17 protein-coding genes and 4 tRNA genes are annotated in these 19362 nt (G+C 66.8%); 2 read left to right on the forward strand and 19 right to left on the reverse strand.

Going from position 1 to position 19362, the window contains the following annotated elements; all coding sequences use genetic code 11:
• Positions 1 to 173: 173 nt before the first annotated feature.
• From Aco03nite_RS22655 to Aco03nite_RS22735, 17 genes are all read right to left on the reverse strand, one after another.
• Positions 174 to 734 carry a hypothetical protein gene (locus tag Aco03nite_RS22655; RefSeq protein WP_239145345.1) on the reverse strand — a complete coding sequence of 187 codons (561 nt, stop codon included), beginning with the start codon at positions 732 to 734 and terminating at the stop codon, positions 174 to 176.
• A 53-nt stretch (positions 735 to 787) separates the two neighbouring features.
• Positions 788 to 1102 carry a hypothetical protein gene (locus Aco03nite_RS22660; RefSeq protein WP_203797772.1) on the reverse strand — a complete coding sequence of 105 codons (315 nt, stop codon included), beginning with the start codon at positions 1100 to 1102 and terminating at the stop codon, positions 788 to 790.
• 113 nt (positions 1103 to 1215) lie between these two features.
• The gene (locus Aco03nite_RS22665) at positions 1216 to 5109 is read right to left on the reverse strand and encodes a DNA-directed RNA polymerase subunit beta' (RefSeq protein WP_203797603.1); all 3894 of its coding nucleotides are present in this window, start codon (positions 5107 to 5109) and stop codon (positions 1216 to 1218) included.
• Positions 5110 to 5200: 91 nt separating this feature from the next.
• Positions 5201 to 8641 carry a DNA-directed RNA polymerase subunit beta gene (rpoB, locus tag Aco03nite_RS22670; protein WP_203797605.1) on the reverse strand — a complete coding sequence of 1147 codons (3441 nt, stop codon included), beginning with the start codon at positions 8639 to 8641 and terminating at the stop codon, positions 5201 to 5203.
• 601 nt (positions 8642 to 9242) lie between these two features.
• Entirely contained in the window at positions 9243 to 9623 is a 381-nt protein-coding gene (gene rplL / locus Aco03nite_RS22675; RefSeq protein WP_203797607.1) for a 50S ribosomal protein L7/L12, read from the reverse strand.
• Positions 9624 to 9676: 53 nt separating this feature from the next.
• Positions 9677 to 10222 (reverse strand): 50S ribosomal protein L10, encoded by a 546-nt coding sequence (rplJ, locus tag Aco03nite_RS22680; protein WP_203797609.1) that lies wholly within the window; start codon positions 10220 to 10222, stop codon positions 9677 to 9679.
• A 403-nt stretch (positions 10223 to 10625) separates the two neighbouring features.
• Positions 10626 to 11342 (reverse strand): 50S ribosomal protein L1, encoded by a 717-nt coding sequence (gene rplA, locus Aco03nite_RS22685; protein ID WP_203797611.1) that lies wholly within the window; start codon positions 11340 to 11342, stop codon positions 10626 to 10628.
• A gap of 135 nt (positions 11343 to 11477) precedes the next feature.
• Complete coding sequence (gene nusG, locus Aco03nite_RS22690; RefSeq protein ID WP_203797613.1) at positions 11478 to 12185, reverse strand: transcription termination/antitermination protein NusG; 708 nt, start codon at positions 12183 to 12185, stop codon at positions 11478 to 11480.
• Positions 12186 to 12232: 47 nt separating this feature from the next.
• On the reverse strand, positions 12233 to 12604 hold the full coding sequence (gene secE / locus Aco03nite_RS22695) for a preprotein translocase subunit SecE (RefSeq protein WP_203797615.1): 372 nt from the start codon (positions 12602 to 12604) through the stop codon (positions 12233 to 12235).
• Positions 12605 to 12711: 107 nt separating this feature from the next.
• Positions 12712 to 12784, reverse strand: a tRNA-Trp gene (locus tag Aco03nite_RS22700).
• Between the two features lie 81 nt (positions 12785 to 12865).
• The gene (locus tag Aco03nite_RS22705; RefSeq protein ID WP_203797616.1) at positions 12866 to 13261 is read right to left on the reverse strand and encodes a MaoC family dehydratase; all 396 of its coding nucleotides are present in this window, start codon (positions 13259 to 13261) and stop codon (positions 12866 to 12868) included.
• Entirely contained in the window at positions 13261 to 13707 is a 447-nt protein-coding gene (locus Aco03nite_RS22710; protein WP_203797617.1) for a MaoC family dehydratase N-terminal domain-containing protein, read from the reverse strand. The genes Aco03nite_RS22705 and Aco03nite_RS22710 overlap by 1 nt, the downstream gene beginning before the upstream one ends.
• A 137-nt stretch (positions 13708 to 13844) precedes the next feature.
• Positions 13845 to 14012: a 50S ribosomal protein L33 gene (gene rpmG, locus Aco03nite_RS22715; protein ID WP_092548861.1), complete on the reverse strand. Its 168-nt coding sequence runs from the start codon at positions 14010 to 14012 to the stop codon at positions 13845 to 13847.
• Positions 14013 to 14121: 109 nt separating this feature from the next.
• Positions 14122 to 14194, reverse strand: a tRNA-Met gene (locus Aco03nite_RS22720).
• A 50-nt stretch (positions 14195 to 14244) separates the two neighbouring features.
• Positions 14245 to 14317, reverse strand: a tRNA-Thr gene (locus Aco03nite_RS22725).
• A gap of 95 nt (positions 14318 to 14412) precedes the next feature.
• Entirely contained in the window at positions 14413 to 16941 is a 2529-nt protein-coding gene (locus Aco03nite_RS22730) for a putative bifunctional diguanylate cyclase/phosphodiesterase (protein WP_203797618.1), read from the reverse strand.
• A gap of 53 nt (positions 16942 to 16994) precedes the next feature.
• Positions 16995 to 17135: a hypothetical protein gene (locus tag Aco03nite_RS22735; RefSeq protein WP_203797619.1), complete on the reverse strand. Its 141-nt coding sequence runs from the start codon at positions 17133 to 17135 to the stop codon at positions 16995 to 16997.
• A 261-nt stretch (positions 17136 to 17396) separates the two neighbouring features.
• On the opposite strand from Aco03nite_RS22735, the gene Aco03nite_RS22740 reads away from it, so the two are divergent.
• Entirely contained in the window at positions 17397 to 17732 is a 336-nt protein-coding gene (locus tag Aco03nite_RS22740; protein ID WP_203797620.1) for a hypothetical protein, read from the forward strand.
• On the opposite strand, the gene Aco03nite_RS22745 is transcribed toward Aco03nite_RS22740, so the two are convergent.
• The gene (locus Aco03nite_RS22745) at positions 17691 to 18320 is read right to left on the reverse strand and encodes a LysE family translocator (protein WP_203797621.1); all 630 of its coding nucleotides are present in this window, start codon (positions 18318 to 18320) and stop codon (positions 17691 to 17693) included. The two genes, Aco03nite_RS22740 and Aco03nite_RS22745, sit on opposite strands and share 42 nt — an antisense overlap.
• Before the next feature lie 117 nt (positions 18321 to 18437).
• Positions 18438 to 18929 (reverse strand): YajQ family cyclic di-GMP-binding protein, encoded by a 492-nt coding sequence (locus Aco03nite_RS22750; RefSeq protein ID WP_203797622.1) that lies wholly within the window; start codon positions 18927 to 18929, stop codon positions 18438 to 18440.
• Positions 18930 to 19076: 147 nt separating this feature from the next.
• Here Aco03nite_RS22750 and Aco03nite_RS22755 point away from each other — a divergent pair.
• Positions 19077 to 19157 (forward strand) — tRNA-Tyr (locus Aco03nite_RS22755).
• Positions 19158 to 19362 lie beyond the last annotated feature (205 nt).

Raw genomic sequence — 19362 nt, forward strand, 5'->3', positions numbered from 1 at the left:
GCACGAGTTGCCCGGGCGAGCCCGGGCACGAGGGGAAAGACTACCCACCCTGCGCACCCAGGTCAAAATGAACCCAGGCTCCCACGATGGACATCTCCGTATACCAGTGTACCGGGTGCTCCCGCGTGCCATCGTCGCGGTGCCGGATCCCGGCCGCGGAACGGCTTCCGGAGTCACGACAACTGCACCACCAGCCCCAGCACCAGCGCCACCACGGACAGTCCGGCCCCGGTGATCCCGCACACCATCCCACCGATCGTCAGGCCTCGCCCGGTGAACCGTACTCTCCCCGGCTCGGCCTGGCGGGCGATCTGCCGGCGCGCGATCAGGGCGGCCGTCACCGCCCCCGCGCACGCCAGCACGCTCAGCATCGTGAAGGCACCGGCGACCCAGCCGCCCCAGCCCTCCTCCGCGCCGGCCAGGCCGAAGCAGAACACGGCGAGGGAGACGAGGATCGCGGCGACCCCGGCGACCAGCGAACCCACGGCCGGCCCGGACGTGATCGGCGCCACCTGGAAGTGGACGAGACCGAACGGGGTGCCGGTCACCCGGTCCACCCGCTCCGGCTGCCAGCCCGCGGCGACCGGGGGCGGTGGCACCGCGGGGCCGAACTGCGGCGGTGCGGCGGGGAACGGTGGCGGAGCGCCGTACGGAGCCGGCGGCTGACCGTACGGCGAGTGGTACGGCGGGCCCGGCTGCGGCGGTGGATAGGCGGCGCCCGGGGGTTGCGTCATATCCGAAGCATGTCACTCGTACGAGCGGGAGCGCAGCCCACCCAGGGGGTGGCTCAGTCCGTGCCGGGCGCGAAATCCTGCGCCCCGGGAGCGGCGGCCAGGTGCAGCAGCCCGGCGATCAGCAGCACCACCAGCGCGGCCACCGTCAGCACGATGCCCACCCAGGCCAGCTGAGTGCCCCGCCTGATCCACACCGAGCCGGTGAGGAACCCACCCCCGGCATGGACCTGACGGCTCGTCTGCCGGGCCAGCAGGAGCGCGAGGGTAGCCGGGATCACCCCGCCCAGCAACGGGCCGGTGAGCAGACCCACCAGGCCGAGCGCGAAGACGGCTCGCGCCTTGGTCGACGGCACCGGCTCCGGGTCCATCGGGTGGCGGGCGGGAACGGCGGCGGGAAGGGTCACCCGCCCATTCTAGGAAGCACCGCGGGGCGGCCGCGCATCGCGCGACCGCCCCGTGGCGTTGGTTGGTGCAGAAGCCCTTAGCGGTACGACCCGAAGTCGAAGTCGTCCAGCGGCACAGCCTGCCCGCTGGCCGGCCCGAAGCCGTAGTCGGTCTCCGGGTACCCGGTCATCGAGTACACCTTCGCCTTGGCCTCCTCGGTCGGCTCGACCCGGATGTTGCGGTACTTGGAGATACCGGTACCGGCCGGGATGAGCTTACCGATGATGACGTTCTCCTTGAGGCCCACCAGCGAGTCGCTGCGCGAGTTGATCGCAGCGTCGGTGAGCACCCGGGTGGTCTCCTGGAAGGAGGCCGCCGAGAGCCAGGAGTCGGTCGCCAGCGAGGCCTTGGTGATACCCATCAGCACCGGACGACCGGCGGCGGGCTCGCCACCCTCGCCGACGATCCGGCGGTTCTCCGACTCGAAGAGCGCCCGGTCGACCAGGATGCCCGGCAGGAACTCCGCGGCACCCGAGTCGATGACCGTCACCCGCTTGAGCATCTGGCGGATGATGATCTCGATGTGCTTGTCGTGGATGAGCACACCCTGCGAGCGGTAGACCTCCTGGACCTCACTGGTCAGGTGGACCTGGACCGCACGCGGGCCCATGATGCGCAGCAGCTCGTGCGGGTCGATGGTGCCCTCGGTGAGCTTCTCGCCGACGCCGACGTGGCCGCCGTCCGGGATGCGCAGCTTGACGCGCTTGGAGATCTTGTCGTAGACGATCTCCTCGCTGCCGTCGTCCGGCACCACGATGATCTTGCGCGAGCGCTCGCCGTCCTCGATCCGCACACGTCCCGGGGTGTCGGCGATGGGCGCCTTGCCCTTGGGGACACGAGCCTCGAAGATCTCCTGCACACGCGGCAGACCCTGGGTGATGTCCTCACCCGCGACACCACCGGTGTGGAAGGTACGCATCGTCAGCTGGGTACCGGGCTCACCGATCGACTGGGCCGCGATGATGCCGACCGCCTCGCCGATGTCGACCGACTTGCCGGTCGGCAGCGAACGGCCGTAGCAGGCCGCACACACACCGAGCTTCGACTCACAGGTGAGGACGCTCCGGACCCGGACCGTCTCCACGCCGGCCTCGACCAGCTTGTCGACCAGGATCGAGTTGAGGTCGTCACCACGCGACACCACGCGGTTGCCGTTGGCGTCGTCGATGTTGTCGGCCAGCGTACGAGCGTGCACACCGGTCTCGGCGTGAACGTGCACGACCAGCTTGCCGTCGACCCGCTCGGCGTCGGTGACCGCCATCGGGATCGCGCGCTCGGTGCCGCAGTCCTCCTCGCGGATGATGACGTCCTGCGAGACGTCCACCAGACGACGGGTCAGGTAACCCGAGTCGGCGGTACGCAGCGCGGTGTCGGCAAGACCCTTACGGGCACCGTGCGTGGAGATGAAGTACTCCAGAACGGTCAGACCCTCGCGGTACGAGGAGGTGATCGGCCGCGGGATGATCTCACCCTTGGGGTTGGCCACCAGACCACGGATCGCGGCGATCTGCCGGAGCTGGAGGAGGTTACCGCGAGCGCCCGAGTTGATCATGACCCAGAGCGGGTTCTCGTGCGGGAGCGCGGTCTCCATCTCCTTGGAGATCTCGTTCGTCGCCTTGGTCCAGATCTCGATGAGTTCGCCGCGGCGCTCCTCACCGGTCATCAGACCACGCTGGTACTGCTTGTCGATGCGGTCCGCCTCGACCTGGTACCGGGCGAGGATCTCCGGCTTGCGCGGAGGTCCGATGACGTCGCCCATACCGATCGTCACACCGGACCAGGTGGCCCAGTGGAAGCCGGCCTCTTTGAGCGCGTCCAGGGTCGCGGCCAGGGCGACCTTGGGGAAGCGCTCGGCGAGGTCGTTGACGATCGCCGACAGCTGACCCTTGCGGATCTCGTAGTTCACGTACCGGTAGCCCGGGGGCAGCGTCTCGTTGAAGATGACCCGTCCCAGGGTCGTCTCCACCAGAACCGCGTCGCCCTCGACCCACTCCTCCGGCGCGACCCAGTGGTCGGCCTTGGCGCCGTTGTCGACACCGATGATCTCCCGCAGGCGGATCTTGACCTTCGCCTGGAGGTGCAGCTCACCGTTGTCGAACGCCATCCGGGCCTCGGCGTCCGAGCTGAACACCCGGCCCTCACCCTTGGCCCCGGCGGTCATGTGGGTCAGGTAATACAGACCGATGACCATGTCCTGGGTCGGCATGGTGACCGGCTTGCCGTCGGCCGGCTTGAGGATGTTGTTCGAGGACAGCATCAGGATCCGCGCCTCGGCCTGGGCCTCGGCGGACAGCGGCACGTGGACCGCCATCTGGTCACCGTCGAAGTCCGCGTTGAACGCGGTACACACGAGCGGGTGGATCTGGATGGCCTTGCCCTCGACCAGCTGGGGCTCGAAGGCCTGGATGCCGAGGCGGTGCAGGGTGGGCGCGCGGTTCAGCAGCACCGGGTGCTCGGAGATGACCTCTTCGAGGACGTCCCACACGACCGGGCGCTGACGCTCGACCATCCGCTTGGCCGACTTGATGTTCTGCGCGTGGTTCAGGTCCACCAGGCGCTTCATCACGAACGGCTTGAACAGCTCCAGCGCCATCTGCTTCGGCAGGCCGCACTGGTGCAGCTTGAGCCGGGGGCCGACGACGATGACGGAACGGCCGGAGTAGTCCACGCGCTTGCCGAGCAGGTTCTGACGGAACCGGCCCTGCTTGCCCTTGAGCATGTCGGACAGCGACTTCAGCGGCCGGTTACCCGGACCGGTGACCGGACGGCCACGACGGCCGTTGTCGAACAGCGCGTCGACGGCCTCCTGGAGCATCCGCTTCTCGTTGTTCACGATGATCTCGGGGGCACCGAGGTCGATCAGACGCTTGAGGCGGTTGTTCCGGTTGATGACCCGGCGGTACAGGTCGTTCAGGTCGGAGGTCGCGAACCGGCCACCGTCGAGCTGCACCATCGGGCGCAGGTCCGGCGGGATGACCGGGACGCAGTCCAGGACCATGCCGAGCGGCGAGTTACGGGTGTTCAGGAACGCCGCGACGACCTTGAGCCGCTTGAGCGCCCGGATCTTCCGCTGGCCCTTGCCGCTGCGGATGATCTCCCGAAGGTTCTCCGCCTCGGCGTCCAGGTCCATGTTCTGCAGCAGGGCCTTGATGGCCTCGGCGCCCATGCCACCGGTGAAGTACTCACCGAAGCGATCGCGCAGCTCGCGGTAGAGCAGCTCGTCGGTGACCAGCTGCTTGGAGTCGAGCTTGCGGAAGGTGTCGAGCACCTCGTCGAGACGGTCGATCTCGCGCTGCGCCTTGTCCCGGATCTGGCGCATCTCGCGCTCGCCGGCTTCCTTGACCTTGCGGCGCACGTCGGCCTTGGCACCCTCGGCCTCGAGCTCGGCGAGGTCCTGCTCCAGCTTGGCGGCCCGCTTCTCGATCTCGGAGTCACGGCCGTTCTCGGACTGGCGCTTCTCGGCGAAGATCTCGTTCTCGATCGTGGACATGTCACGGTGACGCGACTCGGCGTCAACGCTCGTGATCACGTACGAGGCGAAGTAAATGATCTTCTCGAGGTCCTTGGGAGCCAGGTCGAGCAGATAGCCCAGACGGCTCGGGACACCCTTGAAGTACCAGATGTGGGTCACCGACGCGGCCAGCTCGATGTGACCCATGCGCTCACGGCGGACCTTGGACCGGGTCACCTCGACGCCGCAGCGCTCACAGATGATGCCCTTGAACCGGACCCGCTTGTACTTGCCGCAGTAGCACTCCCAGTCCCGCTGAGGACCGAAGATCTTCTCGCAGAAGAGTCCGTCCTTCTCGGGCTTGAGGGTGCGGTAGTTGATCGTCTCGGGCTTCTTGACCTCGCCGTGCGACCACTGCCGGATGTCGTCAGCGGTAGCAAGGCCGATGCGCAACTCGTCGAAGAAGTTGACGTCGAGCACTTGGACTATCCCTCGTGTTTCGTTGCTCGGGTGAATTCAAGGCCGGCGGGTGCGGCCCCGGGGCTCCTCGCGGAGTCCGGGGCCGCTTCCGTCAGATCTCTTCGACGCTGCTGACGCCCTCGTTCGGGCGCCGGGACAGGTCGATGCCGAGTTCCTCCGCGGCCCGGAAGACCTCGTCGTCGGTCTCGCGCATCTCCAGGGCAACGCCGTCGCTGGAAAGCACCTCAACGTTCAGGCACAGCGACTGGAGCTCCTTGAGAAGCACCTTGAACGACTCCGGGATTCCCGGCTCCGGGATGTTCTCGCCCTTGACGATGGCCTCGTAGACCTTCACTCGGCCGAGGACGTCGTCGGACTTGATGGTGAGCAGTTCCTGCAGGGCGTAAGCGGCCCCGTAGGCCTGCATGGCCCAGCACTCCATCTCACCGAAGCGCTGACCACCGAACTGCGCCTTACCACCCAGCGGCTGCTGCGTGATCATCGAGTACGGACCGGTCGAACGAGCGTGGATCTTGTCGTCGACCAGGTGGTTGAGCTTCAGGATGTAGACGTAGCCGACCGAGATCGGGTCCGGCAGCGGCTCACCCGAGCGGCCGTCGAACAGGTGCGCCTTACCGTCGCCGTTGACCAGCCGCTTACCGTCGCGGTTGACCAGCGTCGACTCGAGCAGACCCTTGATCTCCTCTTCCTGCGCACCGTCGAAGACCGGAGTCGCGACGTTGCTGTCGGCGATCGACTCGTGGGCCTCGATCGAGCGGAGCTGACGCTTCCACTCCTCGTCGTCACCCTCGACCGACCAACCGGTCTTGGCGATCCACCCGAGGTGGGTCTCCAGAACCTGACCGATGTTCATACGCGAGGGCACACCGAGCGGGTTGAGCACGATGTCGACAGGCGTACCGTCCTCGAGGAACGGCATGTCCTCGACCGGCAGGATCTTGGAGATGACGCCCTTGTTGCCGTGCCGGCCGGCGAGCTTGTCGCCGTCCTGGATCTTGCGCTTCTGGGCGACGTAGACCCGGACCAGCTCGTTCACGCCGGGGGGCAGCTCGTCGCCGTCCTCGCGGGAGAACGTCCGGACACCGATGACGGTGCCGGTCTCGCCGTGCGGAACCTTCAGCGAGGTGTCCCGGACCTCCCGGGCCTTCTCCCCGAAGATGGCGCGGAGCAGGCGCTCCTCCGGAGTCAGCTCGGTCTCGCCCTTGGGCGTGACCTTGCCGACCAGGATGTCGCCGGGGACGACCTCGGCACCGATCCGGATGATGCCACGCTCGTCCAGGTCCGCCAGCATCTCTTCGCTGACGTTCGGGATGTCGCGGGTGATCTCTTCCGGGCCGAGCTTGGTGTCCCGGGCGTCGACCTCGTGCTCCTCGATGTGGATCGAGGTGAGGACGTCCTGCTGGACGAGGCGCTGCGACAGGATGATCGCGTCCTCGTAGTTGTGGCCCTCCCAGCACATGAAGGCGACGAGCAGGTTGCGCCCGAGCGCCATCTCGCCCTCGTCGGTGCAGGGACCGTCGGCGATGACCTGACCGGCCTCGACGCGGTCGCCCTCGAACACGATCGGCTTCTGGTTGACGCAGGAGCCGGCGTTCGACCGACGGAACTTGTGCAGCAGGTAGGTACGACGGTGGCCGTCGTCCTGGTGAACCGTCACGTAGTCGGCGCACAGGTCCTCGACCACGCCACCGACCTCGGCGACGACCACGTCACCGGCGTCGACCGCGGCGCGGTACTCCATACCCGTACCGACCAGCGGCGACTCGGCCTTGACCAGCGGCACCGCCTGGCGCTGCATGTTCGCGCCCATGAGTGCACGGTTGGCGTCGTCGTGCTCGAGGAAGGGGATCATCGCCGTCGCGACCGAGGTCATCTGTCGCGGCGAGACGTCCATGTAGTCGACCTCGGTGCCGGGCACGTAGTCGACCTCACCGCCCTTACGGCGGACCAGGACGCGGTCCTGGGCGAAGGTGCCGTCGCTGGACAGCACGGCGTTCGCCTGGGCCTTGATGAACCGGTCTTCCTCGTCAGCGGTGAGGTAGTGCACCTCGTCGGTGACGACACCGGCCTCGACCTTGCGGTACGGCGTCTCGATGAAGCCGAACGGGTTGACCCGCGCGAACGTCGAGAGAGCGCCGATCAGGCCGATGTTCGGGCCTTCCGGGGTCTCGATCGGGCACATCCGGCCGTAGTGGGACGGGTGCACGTCACGGACCTCGAAGCCGGCCCGCTCACGGGACAGACCACCCGGGCCGAGCGCCGACAGACGGCGACGGTGGGTCAGACCCGCGAGCGGGTTGGTCTGGTCCATGAACTGCGACAGCTGCGACGTACCGAAGAACTCCTTGATCGCAGCCACCACGGGGCGGATGTTGATCAGGGTCTGCGGCGTGATCGCCTCGACGTCCTGGGTCGTCATCCGCTCACGGACGACGCGCTCCATCCGGGACAGGCCGACGCGCACCTGGTTCTGGATGAGCTCGCCGACGGTGCGGAGACGACGGTTGCCGAAGTGGTCGATGTCGTCGGCCTCGTAGCCATCCTCACCGGCGTGGAGCCGGCAGAGGTAGTCCACGGTCTTGACGATGTCTTCCTCGGACAACGTGCCCCGGACGATCGGGACGTCGATCTCGAGCTTCTTGTTGAACTTGTAACGACCGACCTTGGCGACGTCATACCGCTTCGGGTTGAAGAAGAGGTTGTCGAGCAGGGTCTGGGCGTTCTCGCGCGTCGGCGGCTCGCCAGGGCGCAGTTTGCGGTAGATGTCTAGCAGGGCCTCGTCCTGCCCCGCGATGTGGTCCTTCTCCAGCGTCGTCATGAGCAGCTCGGACCAGCCGAAACGCTCACGGATCTGGTCAGCGGACCAGCCGATCGCCTTGAGCAGGACGGTGACGGCCTGCCGGCGCTTGCGGTCGATACGAACACCGACGGTGTCGCGCTTGTCGATGTCGAACTCGAGCCAGGCACCCCGGCTCGGGATGACCTTGACGCTGGTGAGGTCGCGGTCGGAGGTCTTGTCCGGCTCCTTGGTGAAGTACACGCCCGGCGAACGGACGAGCTGGCTCACCACGACCCGCTCGGTGCCGTTGATGACGAACGTCCCCTTGGGGGTCATCATCGGGAAGTCACCCATGAACACGGTCTGGCTCTTGATCTCGCCAGTGGTGTTGTTGGTGAACTCCGCGGTCACGAACAGCGGGGCACAGTAGGTCAGGTCCTTCTCCTTGCACTCCTCGATCGAGGCCTTGACCTCGTCGAAGCGCGGAGCTGAGAAGGACAGCGACATGGTGCCGGAGAAGTCCTCAATGGGACTGATCTCTTCGAGGATCTCTGCGAGGCCCGAGTGGGCGTGCGGGTCGTCCGTCGTCCGGGTCTGCCATGCCTCGTTGCCTACCAGCCAGTCGAAGGAGTCCGTCTGGAGGGCGAGGAGGTTGGGGACCTCTAGCTGCTCGGTGATCCGGCCGAAAGAGACCCGGCGGGGTGCGTAAGCGCTCGACGTACGGCTGGTCTTCGCAGGGCGGGAAGCTGCCAAGATGCGTCCTTCCGAGGACCGGTGCTGCTATGCGGCTGAGTTGCTGATGCAACTGGTCTGCGTGCACTCCAATGAGCCCCCAAGAGAGTTATCCACATGGATATCTCAGTCGAAGGCAAGGCAGAAGGCAGCGCAAACTAGCAGTGTAGCCGCTCGGCTAACCGCTGTCCAGCCCCACACCAGAGGTGTTCTGCGGAACGTGCCCTCATCCTTCCTGACCTGCGCAACTGCGGTCAGTGCGGTGACGGGGCCGCTCAGAAACGCGGCAACTGTCCTCTGGTGCCGGTCCGTTGGGTGCCGGGCATGAACCCGTTACCCAGAGGGCGGCTGTCGCAAGCGCGGAAACTTGCTGCTGTCAGCGTGCCTGGCGGGCGACACACAGTCAAGGGCTGTGCCGCGGGTCGGACAAGCCCAGTCATACACCTGGCGCACCAAACGGACCTGAATGCAGGAAAAGCGAGCTTTGATCAGGTTTGTCGCCGGCCCCGGATCGCCGCTGGTGAGGCGACCCTGACCTGCGGCGAACCGCCGGACAACGACGATGGCGGAGACCCGCGAAACGGATCTCCGCCATCGACGGATAACACTGTGGAGCGTTAGGTCACTTGAGGGTGACCTTGGCGCCCTCACCCTCGAGCTTGGCCTTGGCGGCCTCGGCCTTCTCCTTGTTGACACCCTCGAGGATCGCCTTGGGGGCGGACTCGACGGCGTCCTTGGCCTCCTTGAGGCCCAGGCCGGTCAGCTCACGCACGACCTTGATGACCTGGATCTTCTTGCCACCGTCGCCCTCGAGGACAACGTCGAAGGAGTCCTTCTCGGCCTCGGCCTCGGCGACCGGGGCACCCGGGCCGGCGGCGACGGCGACCGGAGCGGCAGCCTTGACGTCGAAGACGTCCTCGAACTGCTTCACGAACTCGGAGAGCTCGATGAGGGTCATCTCCTTGAAGGCCTCGAGCAGGTCTTCGGTGCTGATCTTCGCCATGGTGGGAAACCTTTCCTAAGAACTTTTGACGTTTAAACGGTTCACGCGAGGGCTCAGGCCTCCGCGGAACCGGCCTTCTCGCGCTCAGCCCGCAGAGCGTCAACCGTGCGCACCGTCTTGGTGAGGGGCGCCTGGAAGGTCGCAGCAGCCTTGCTGAGGTTCGCCTTCATGGCACCGGCCAGCTTGGCCAGCAGCACCTCACGGGACTCGAGGTCAGCAAGCTTGTTGACCTCGTCCGCCGTGATGGCCTTGCCCTCGAAGACACCGCCCTTGATGACGAGAACGGGGTGGGCCTTGGCGAAGGCACGAAGGCCCTTGGCCGCCTCGACCACGTCACCGTTCACGAAGGCGAGCGCGGTAGGACCGGTGAACAGCGCGTCGAGACCCTCGATACCCGCGTCGCTCGCAGCACGCTTCGCGAGCGTGTTCTTGGCGACGGCGTACTTGTTCTCGCCGCCCAGCGACCGCCGGAGCTCGGTGAGCTCCTTCACGGTGAGGCCGCGGTATTCGGTCAACACGGTGGCCGCCGAAGCACGGAAGTGGTCCGTCAGTTCGGCAACAGCCGAAGCCTTGTCGGCCCGGACCGGCTTGTCCGCCATGTCCCTCCTCTCTCAGTGCTGTGTCCACTGGTCGAGAGGGTCCGCACAAAACAAAACGCCCCGGGCACGGGGCACGGGGCGAACTCGAACACACGCTGAGCGTGGTCGGCGATCACGAACCGTTCTCCCCTGCACGGGTCGCCCGCCTGTGACGGGACCTTCGGCCGCGACATCCGCCATGCTGACGGGTGTTGCGACGACCAGCGGTCTATGGGTGGAACTTCGAGGGGAAGAGTACGCGGGCACTCCCCCGATCTCCAAATCGGCCCCCGGTCACCGGGCGTGACGGTGGCGCTTGTCACTCGTACCGACGCTGCTCTTTCGAATCCCGGGGAGACCGTGAGCGGGCCGGCCATGGAAAAACCCCCGGGGAAGGCCCCGGGGGTTCTCGTCGAGCGGTGGATCAGGCGTTGGCGTCGCCCTGCAGGTTCTTGTGCACGTTCGGGTCGATCTGGACGCCCGGGCCCATCGTGGTGGCGACGGTGACCTTCTTCAGGTACTTGCCCTTGGCGGCGGACGGCTTGGCCCGGAGGACCTCGTCGAGCACCGCGGCGTAGTTGTCGACCAACTGCTCGGCCGAGAACGACGACTTGCCGATGATCAGGTGCAGGTTCGAGTGCTTGTCCACCCGGAAGGTGATCTTGCCGCCCTTGATCTCGTTGACGGCCTTGGTCACGTCGACGGTGACGGTGCCGGTCTTCGGGTTCGGCATCAGGCCACGCGGGCCGAGGATGCGGGCGATGCGGCCGATCTTGGCCATCTGGTCCGGCGTCGCGATCGCGGCATCGAAGTCCAGCCAGCCCCCCTGGATCCGGGCGACGAGCTCGTCGGTACCGACCTCGTCGGCGCCGGCCGCGACGGCCTCCTCGGCCTTCGCGCCCTGGGCGAACACGATGACGCGGGCGGTCTTACCGGTGCCGTGCGGCAGGTTGACGGTGCCGCGGACCATCTGGTCGGCCTTACGCGGGTCGACACCGAGGCGCATCGCGACCTCGACGGTGGCGTCGAACTTGACCGGGTTGGTGTCCTTGGCGAGGGCGATCGCGTCCTTGGGCTCGTAGAGCTTGTCGGCGTCGATCTTCTCAGCCGCGGCGCGGTAGGCCTTGCTGCGCTGTGCCATTTCTCTTTACTCCTGTGGTAGATGGCGGGGCCGCGCGTTCATCCGCTTCGCGGATTTTTGCGACGGCCCCTCCCACTGATATCGCCGGGGATCCGGCGATCAGATCTTGGTGACCTGGCCTCGGAAGAACCCGGATCAGATCTTGGTGACCTGGTTGAAGTTCAGCTCGACCGGGGTCTCGCGACCGAAGATCGAGACCAGGACCTTGAGCTTCTGCTGGTCGGCGTTGATCTCGCTGATCGAGGCCGGCAGCGAGGCGAACGCGCCGTCGGTGACGGTGACCGAGTCGCCGACCTCGAAGTCGAGCACCTTGACCTCGGGCTTCGACTTCTTCTCCTCGGCCTGGACGGCCGGGGCCAGCCACTTCAGCACCTCGTCGAGCGAGAGCGGAGCGGGACGGTCCACCCGGTCGGTGGCGCCGACGAAGCCGGTCACACCGGGGGTGTTGCGCACACAGGAGTAGGACTCCGGCGTCAGGTCCATCCGGACCAGGATGTAACCCGGGAAGACCTTGGCCTGCACCTGGTTGCGCTTGCCGTTCTTGACCTCGACCTCTTCGCGGGTCGGCACCTCGACCTGGAAGATGAACTCCTCCATGTCGAGGCTCGTGATCCGGGTCTCGAGGTTGGTCTTGACCTTGTTCTCGTAACCGGCGTAGGAGTGCACCACGTACCAGTCGCCGGGCGCGTACCGCAGCTTCTGCCGCAGCTCCTTGACGGGGTCGTAGTCCTCGTCAGCCTCGGGCGCCTGGGCCACGGCCGACTCGTCGTCGGCCGCCTCTACCGACTCGTCGATCGCCAGCGACGACTGCTCGTCAACTGTCTCGTCGTCGTACTCAGGCACGCTCGCTCACTTCCAGAAATGTAACGTCGGTCGGACTCGCGGGGGCGTCAGCCCAGCGCCGCGAGGATCGCCTTACCGAAGCCGTAGTCCAGGCCGGCGACCAGCGCCGTCATGATGACCACGAAGACGATGACCACACCGGTGTAGGTCAGGAGCTCCTTGCGGGTCGGCCAGATGACCTTACGGAGTTCACTGGTGACCTCGCGGAAGAACCCGCCCACCCGGCCGATCGGACCCTTGCCGCGGGCCTTCTTGGGCCGTTCGGTCTCGTCCTTCGACGACTCGGCCAGTGCGGTTCCACCATCGCGGTCGCGGGCCTCGTCGGCGTCATCGGCCGGAGCACCACCGCCGGCGGCGGAGTCGGCGAGAACCTCGTCGTCACCCGGGACGTCGTCACCGGGCCGGTCCTTCTCGGCCACTTCGTCCTACCTCCGTCGTCGGTGGTCTTGAGTTCCTGTCAGAGCTCGACCTGGACGCGGAATTTGTGCGAACCGCGCACCGGGCGGGCACGTCGAGGAGAAATGCGCAGGGGTGACAGGACTTGAACCTGCAGCCTGCGGTTTTGGAGACCGCTGCTCTGCCAATTGAGCTACACCCCTATGCGGAACCTGTCGTCTCTCGACTTCAGAGCCCCACGGCGCACCAGTGTACGGGTACGCCCGGCCTTATCCCAACCCGGGCTACCGCTTCCTGATGAGCGCCTGTGCCATGGACAGTACCTTGTCCCCGTTGCATGTGGCACTCAGGCTCAGCCGAGTGTGTCCCTCATCGGTGATCTCCTTGATCGTGGCGGTCACCACGACCTCGGTCCCCTCGTCGGTGTCGGGCACCGGAACGGGCTTGCTGAAACGCACGCTGAACTCGACGACCGCGTCCGGGGCGCCGGCCCAGTGGGTCACCGCGCGGCCCACCAGAGCCATCGTGAACATGCCGTGCGCGATGACGCCGGGCAGTCCCACTCCGGTGGCGGTGCGCTCACTCCAGTGGATCGGGTTGAAATCGCCTGAGGCGCCCGCGTAGCGCACCAGGTCGGCCCGGGTCACCCGGAAGGTCTGCGGTTCCAGTACGACGCTCATCAGGCCTCTCCCCGCACCACGAGCTTCTGCCAGACACGTACCACCGGCTCGCCGTCCTCGGTCGTCACGTCGGTGCGGGTGGTCAGGAAGTCGTGCCCGCCCCGGCTGAGGATCTCCTCCACCGTGTTGACGCACACCAGGGCGTCACCCGCGACGACCGGCCGGGAGTACGCGAAACGCTGGTCACCGTGGACGACACGGCTGTAGTCGACACCGAGCGCGGGGTCGGCGACGACCTGACGGGTGGCCGGCATCGTGATCGCGACCGGGAAGGTGGGCGGGGCCACCACGTCGGCGTAACCGAGGACACGGGCCGCCTCGGGGTCGTGGTACTCCGCGTCGGTGGCGCCGATGGCCCGGGCGAACTCCCGGATCTTCTCGCGGCCGACCAGGTAGGGCTCGGTGGGCGGCCAGCTGCGGCCCACGAAGGATTGGTCCAGAGGCATGCCGACAAACTACCTGCCGGGCCGCGGCGAGAAATAGCATCCTCAGTGCAGAAATATGTGCCAGGGTGCGAAAACAGCACTACGCCGCCCGGACCGAAGTCCGAACGGCGTAGAGGAAAGCTGTTGGCTGCGAGCGCTCAGCGAGTCTCGCGGTGCAGGGTGTGCTTCCCGTCGCGGGGGCAGAACTTCTTCAGCTCAACCCGGTCGGGGTCGTTGCGCCGGTTCTTCTTGGTGATGTAGTTCCGGTCCTTGCACTCCGTGCACGCCAAGGTGATCTTCGGACGGACGTCGGTCGACTTGGCCACCGCGGGGTGCCTTCCTGCTAACGAGTTCTAACTGACAGCGAACCAGCTTATACGCTGGGCCCGCCGCAGGCAAAGTGGGTCCCCGGGTGGGGAATCACTGAGGAGAAAGTAGCGGTGGCCGGACTTGAACCGGCGACACAGCGATTATGAGCCGCTTGCTCTGCCATCTGAGCTACACCGCCGAGCCAGGCTCACATGTCCAGCGCCAGGCAAGGCGGAACGAACCCGGTAGAGCCCCCTTACGGAATCGAACCGTAGACCTTCTCCTTACCATGGAGACGCTCTGCCGACTGAGCTAAGGGGGCTTGCCGCTTGCGATCTCTCGCTTGCTGCGTGGATAAGACTACACGGCCACCGGTCGGGGGTGAAATCAGTACCCCCCTTCCCGTTAAATCCCAGGTCAGATCACTGCTCGGAGCCTTCTGACCTCGCCGGTCGGAGTGGACTCCGGCTCGGTCTGGGCGCTCAGCCAGGCCTCCAGGCGCTCGGACGGCAGCGGCCGGCTGAACAGGTATCCCTGACCGATCTCGCAGCCCATCTCCTCGAGCAACTCCAGCGTGAGCTCGCTCTCCACCCCCTCGGCCACCACCTTCAGGCCGAACTCGCGGGAGAGACCGATCACCGCCCGGACGATCGCCAGATCACCGGAGTCGGTCGCCATGCCCTGCACGAAACTGTCGTCGATCTTGACCTCGTGCACCGGCCACTGCCGCAGGTACGCCAGCGAGGAGGCGCCGGTGCCGAAGTCGTCGACGCTCAGGCGGACACCCAGGTCCCGAAGCCGGTAGAGGGACGGCAGGACCCGCTCGATGTCGTTGAGCATGCCCGGTTCGGAGATCTCGAAGGTCACCTGCGCGGGGTCGACGGCGTGCTCCACCAGCAGGTCACGGACCAGTTCCGGGAAACGGGAGTCGAGCAGCGTACGAGCGGAAAGGTTGACGGCGATGTCCAGCGGCCGCTCGGCCGCCGCCCACGCCTTGCACCGCCGCAGGCCGGCCACCAGCACCACCTCGGTGAGGCGGGCCAGCTGCCCGGTGTGCTCGGCGACCGCCACGAAGTCCTCCGCGGCCACCTCGCCGTGCGCCGGATGCACCCAGCGGGCCAGGCACTCCACACCCACCACGTGCCGGTCGGCGAGGGTCACCTTGGGCTGGAAGTAGACCTCCAGCTGATCGTTGTCGAGGGCCCGGCGCAGGTCGGCGGCGATGCCTAATCGGCGGACCGCGCGGGACTCCAGCGCCGGGTGGAACGGCTGCACGCCGTAGGGCAGGACCTTCGCGGCGTTCGCGGCCAGCTCGGCCCGCTGCAGCAGGGACTCCGGGTCGCTGCCGTGATCGGGGTAGACCGAGACGCCGACCGCGGTGTTCACGTCCAGGGTGAGCGAGCCCACCGCCATCGGGCCGCGCAGCCGCTCCCGCATCCGGGTGGCGATCTCGATCGTCGCGTCGATGCTCGGGGCGCGCAGGGTGACCACGAACTCGTCGCCACCGATCCGGCCGACCAGCGCGCCCGGGTCGGCGATGTCACGGATCCGGTCGGCGGTCTCGACCAGCAGCTTGTCGCCGGCGGCGTGGCCCATCGACTCGTTGACGTTCCGCTGGCCGTCGACGTCGAAGAGCATGATCGCGACGACCTCGTCCTCGGCGCGCACCTTCACCGACTCGGCCAGGGCGTCGATCACCCGGCGGCGGTTCGGCAAACCGGTCAGACGGTCGTGGTATGCGTCGTAGCGCAGCCGGTCGACCAGGCGCGAGTTCTCCACCGCGACCGCGGCGTGGGCGGCGACGGTCTCCAGCACCTGCACGTCGGTCTCGCGGAAGCTGCGGTTCTGCCCGAGCCGGTTGACCACCTCGAGCGTCCCGATGGTGGTCCGGCCCGAGCGCAGCGGGATCACGATGACGTCCTTGACCTTGGTCTCCCGCAGGCTGGCGCGGAGACTCTCGGTCTCCGGGAACCGGGAGCCGACACCGAGCGCGGTCCCGGACTCGACGGCCTGCCGGCGTACGTCATCCGGGGTGGCGCCGATGTCGAGCAGGCCCTTGTGCTCGACCCGGGCGGTGAGCAGCACCTCCGGGTGGCGGCCCTGCGGGGAGAGCCAGAGCGTCGCGTACTCCGACTGCATCAGCGCCCGCACCCGGCCGAGCAGTACGTCCGGCAGACCGCTGCGGCCGCCCTCGTCCCTTATCGCCTGGGTGAGCTCGTACACGTCGGCGAGCGTCTGGTGCCGGCGGAAGAATTCGGAGTACGACTGGAGGATCATGCCGAGCGCGACGATCAGGATCGCCAGCAGGATCGCGGACCAGGGGGTCGACTCCAGCGCCACCAGGAAGATCAGGCTGATCACGATGGTGATGCCGGTGACCACGATCGAGGCGAACCCGTCGCGGAGCACGTCCCGGCCGGCCCGCAGGCTCTGCACCAGGCTGATCACCCCGGCGAGGCTGAACAGCTCGACGAAGAACGTCACCAGCACGGCCGCGGCGAGGATGGCCCAGGTTCCGGGGCCGACGTCGGTGATCGCGGGGAACGCGAGGATCAGCAGGATCGCGGCACAGTCGCCGGCCGCGGACTTGGCGACGTTGAAGGAGAGCTTGGTCGCCGGATATCGCAACCACAGGTGGTGAACCAGGCTGGCGCTGCTCACCGACACCACCACCATCATCGGTGGCAGGTAGTAGAGCGCCAGCAGCAAAGGAATCTCGGTCAGGCCGACGGAGAAGTTGCTCCGCCAGATGACGATGCTCAGGCTGGCCCGGTAGGAGCCCAGAAGAATGACGAAGAAGACCACTCCGAGAGGCCAGGAGTGGTACCAATCGGGATCGGCGATCCAGAAGGCCACCGAACAGATGACTGCAAAGATTCCCAGCGGGTAAGTGATCAGCCAGGAACGTTGGGAACCACCGTGTCGTGCCCGGGGCCGGTCGACCATCGAGTTCCCTCTCTAGCCGATCGGCCGCTCCGGCCTCTCAGCGGGACGCGGACTCAGTTCCAATCCAGCGACGAGGTCAAGCGCGCCGAAGCAGTGCTGCTCTCCGTGGTTGTCGCCCCGATGGACACACCACCGAAAACGACCGCAAGCGCCAAGACCAGGCCGGCAAAGCGGCCCAGTTTCTTCGCAGACATAGCTCGCTCCTCTAGACGGGGACTCACATCAGGTTGGGGGGTCACATGATGGTGCCACACCAGTTGTACGACAGGGAGCGTTCATCGGCGGGTCGTGACGACGCTCCGGCAAATCCTGGCCGAACGGTTGAGCAGGAACCCCATCCCCCTCTTGAAGAATTGACGGCTTTATGGTCGATTTAGGATGAAGAGTGAGACTAATTCGCACCTGGTCGTCAGGGTTTCTTGACGTCAGGAGAGCCTGACGAAACACTGCTCGGCGTGACCTCTCCGGACGAGTTCGAGCGGCGGCACACGCTCACCACCGCGACCCAGCGATACGACGCCCTGCGGATGCGGGACGCCCTGGCCGCGATGGACCCCGACGACGAGCCGGCCCTCTCCCTCACCGAGACGCTGGAGATGCTCGCGCTCAGCGAGGTCATCATTCGCAAGGCGGGGTACGGGCGGCAGGCCATGATCCGGTCGGCACGCTCCGCCGGGGCGTCGTGGACCCAGATCGGAACCGCTTTGGGCACCACCAAACAGGCCGCCTGGGAATCACACCAGCGGTCCTCAGTTGCTCGACAACCCCAGGCGGACGCCGAAACCGAGTAGCACGGTGCCGGTGCCCACGTCCACGGCGCGCCGGACCGCGCGGCGGGCCAGGAAACCCCTCGCGGCCTGCGCGCCCAGGATGATCACCGTGAAGAAGAGCAGGCCCTCGACGTCGTGCACCAGGGCCAGCAGCAGGCCGGTGGTGAGCGGGTCGGCATCCGGCGGGATGAACTGCGGGATCACCGCCAGATAGAAGGCGCCCACCTTCGGGTTCAGCAGATTCGTCAGCAGACCCCGGCCGAACGTGCTCCAGAACGTCGCGCCGGCCGGGGTCTCCGCGACCTCGTCGATGTCACCGCTTTTCCGCAACGCGGCACGGACCATCCGGAAACCCAGGAAGATCATGTACGCGGCGCCGGCCAGCCGGAGGCCCGTGTAACCGACCTCGGACGCCGCCAGCAGAGCCGACGCTCCGACCGCTGCCGCCGCGCCCCACGCCAGGGCGCCCGCGTTGATGCCCAGCGCCGTCGCGAATGCCGGGCCGCGGCCCATGGTGATCGCGGCCCGGAGGACCAGGGCGGTGTCCAGGCCCGGGGTGATCGTCAGCAGCGCCCCGAGCAGGGCGAACGAGAGGACGGCATCGGTCATGCCGTCATTGGAAGCCCCATGGGTATCCGACCGCCACCACTTTTGTCAGTGATCTCTTCTGTCACCGGCTTTGGGGCTCTTCTTTTGCCGCCGGCTTCGGGTGGCGGTCGGCTCAACTCAGCGGTAGTTGGTGAACTGCAGGGCGACGCCGAAGTCCTCCTGCTTCAGCAGCGCGATGACCGCCTGGAGGTCGTCACGCTTCTTACCGGTCACCCGGAGCTGGTCACCCTGGATCTGGGCCTGCAGACCCTTCGGGCCCTCGTCCCGGATCTTCTTGCTGATCGCCTTCGCCTTCTCGGTCTCGATGCCCTCGACCACCTTCAGGTCGATCTTCCAGGTCTTGCCGGACTGGCGGGGCTCGCCGGCGTCCAGCGACTTCAGCGAGATGTTGCGCTTCACCAACTTCTCCTTGAAGACGTCGAGAGCGGCCGTCGCCCGCTCCTCCGTCTCCGAGGTGATCGTGAAGGCCTCACCCGATTTGGCGAGAGTCGTCCCGGTCCCCCGGAAGTCGAACCGGGAACCGAGCTCCTTCTCCGCCTGGTTGAACGCGTTGTCGACCTCCTGCCGGTCGACCTTGCTCACGATGTCGAACGACGGGTTGGCTGCCATGTCAGACTCCTGCGGCTGGATGCTTGTCGATGCTCTACAGCGGGCACTTACGGGCCCGCGACATGCCGACCGTACCCGGTTGTTGATGCGGCGGACGCTACGGCTATTCTTATGTCCGCTGCCGCGGGAGACCACGGCAGTTGCCCAGGCGGGTTGCCCGAGCGGCCAATGGGAGCGGACTGTAAATCCGTCGCGAAAGCTACAGAGGTTCGAATCCTCTACCCGCCACAGGCAGGCAGAACGGCCCCGGTTACCAGCGGAAACGCTGAACCGGGGCCGTTCTCGTTGGTCCCACTGAGTCTCAGTCAGGACCGCTCGATCTCGCTGGTCGTGTCGTATACGTGTCGGCGATCAGGTGGCGTTCCGGTCGGGCGTCGTCACTGTGCCGAGGTCGACCTCAACCCTCCGGCACGACGCCTCACATTGGCCATGG

It is taken from the genome of Actinoplanes couchii (assembly GCF_016862075.1).
Lineage (GTDB): Bacteria > Actinomycetota > Actinomycetes > Mycobacteriales > Micromonosporaceae > Actinoplanes > Actinoplanes couchii.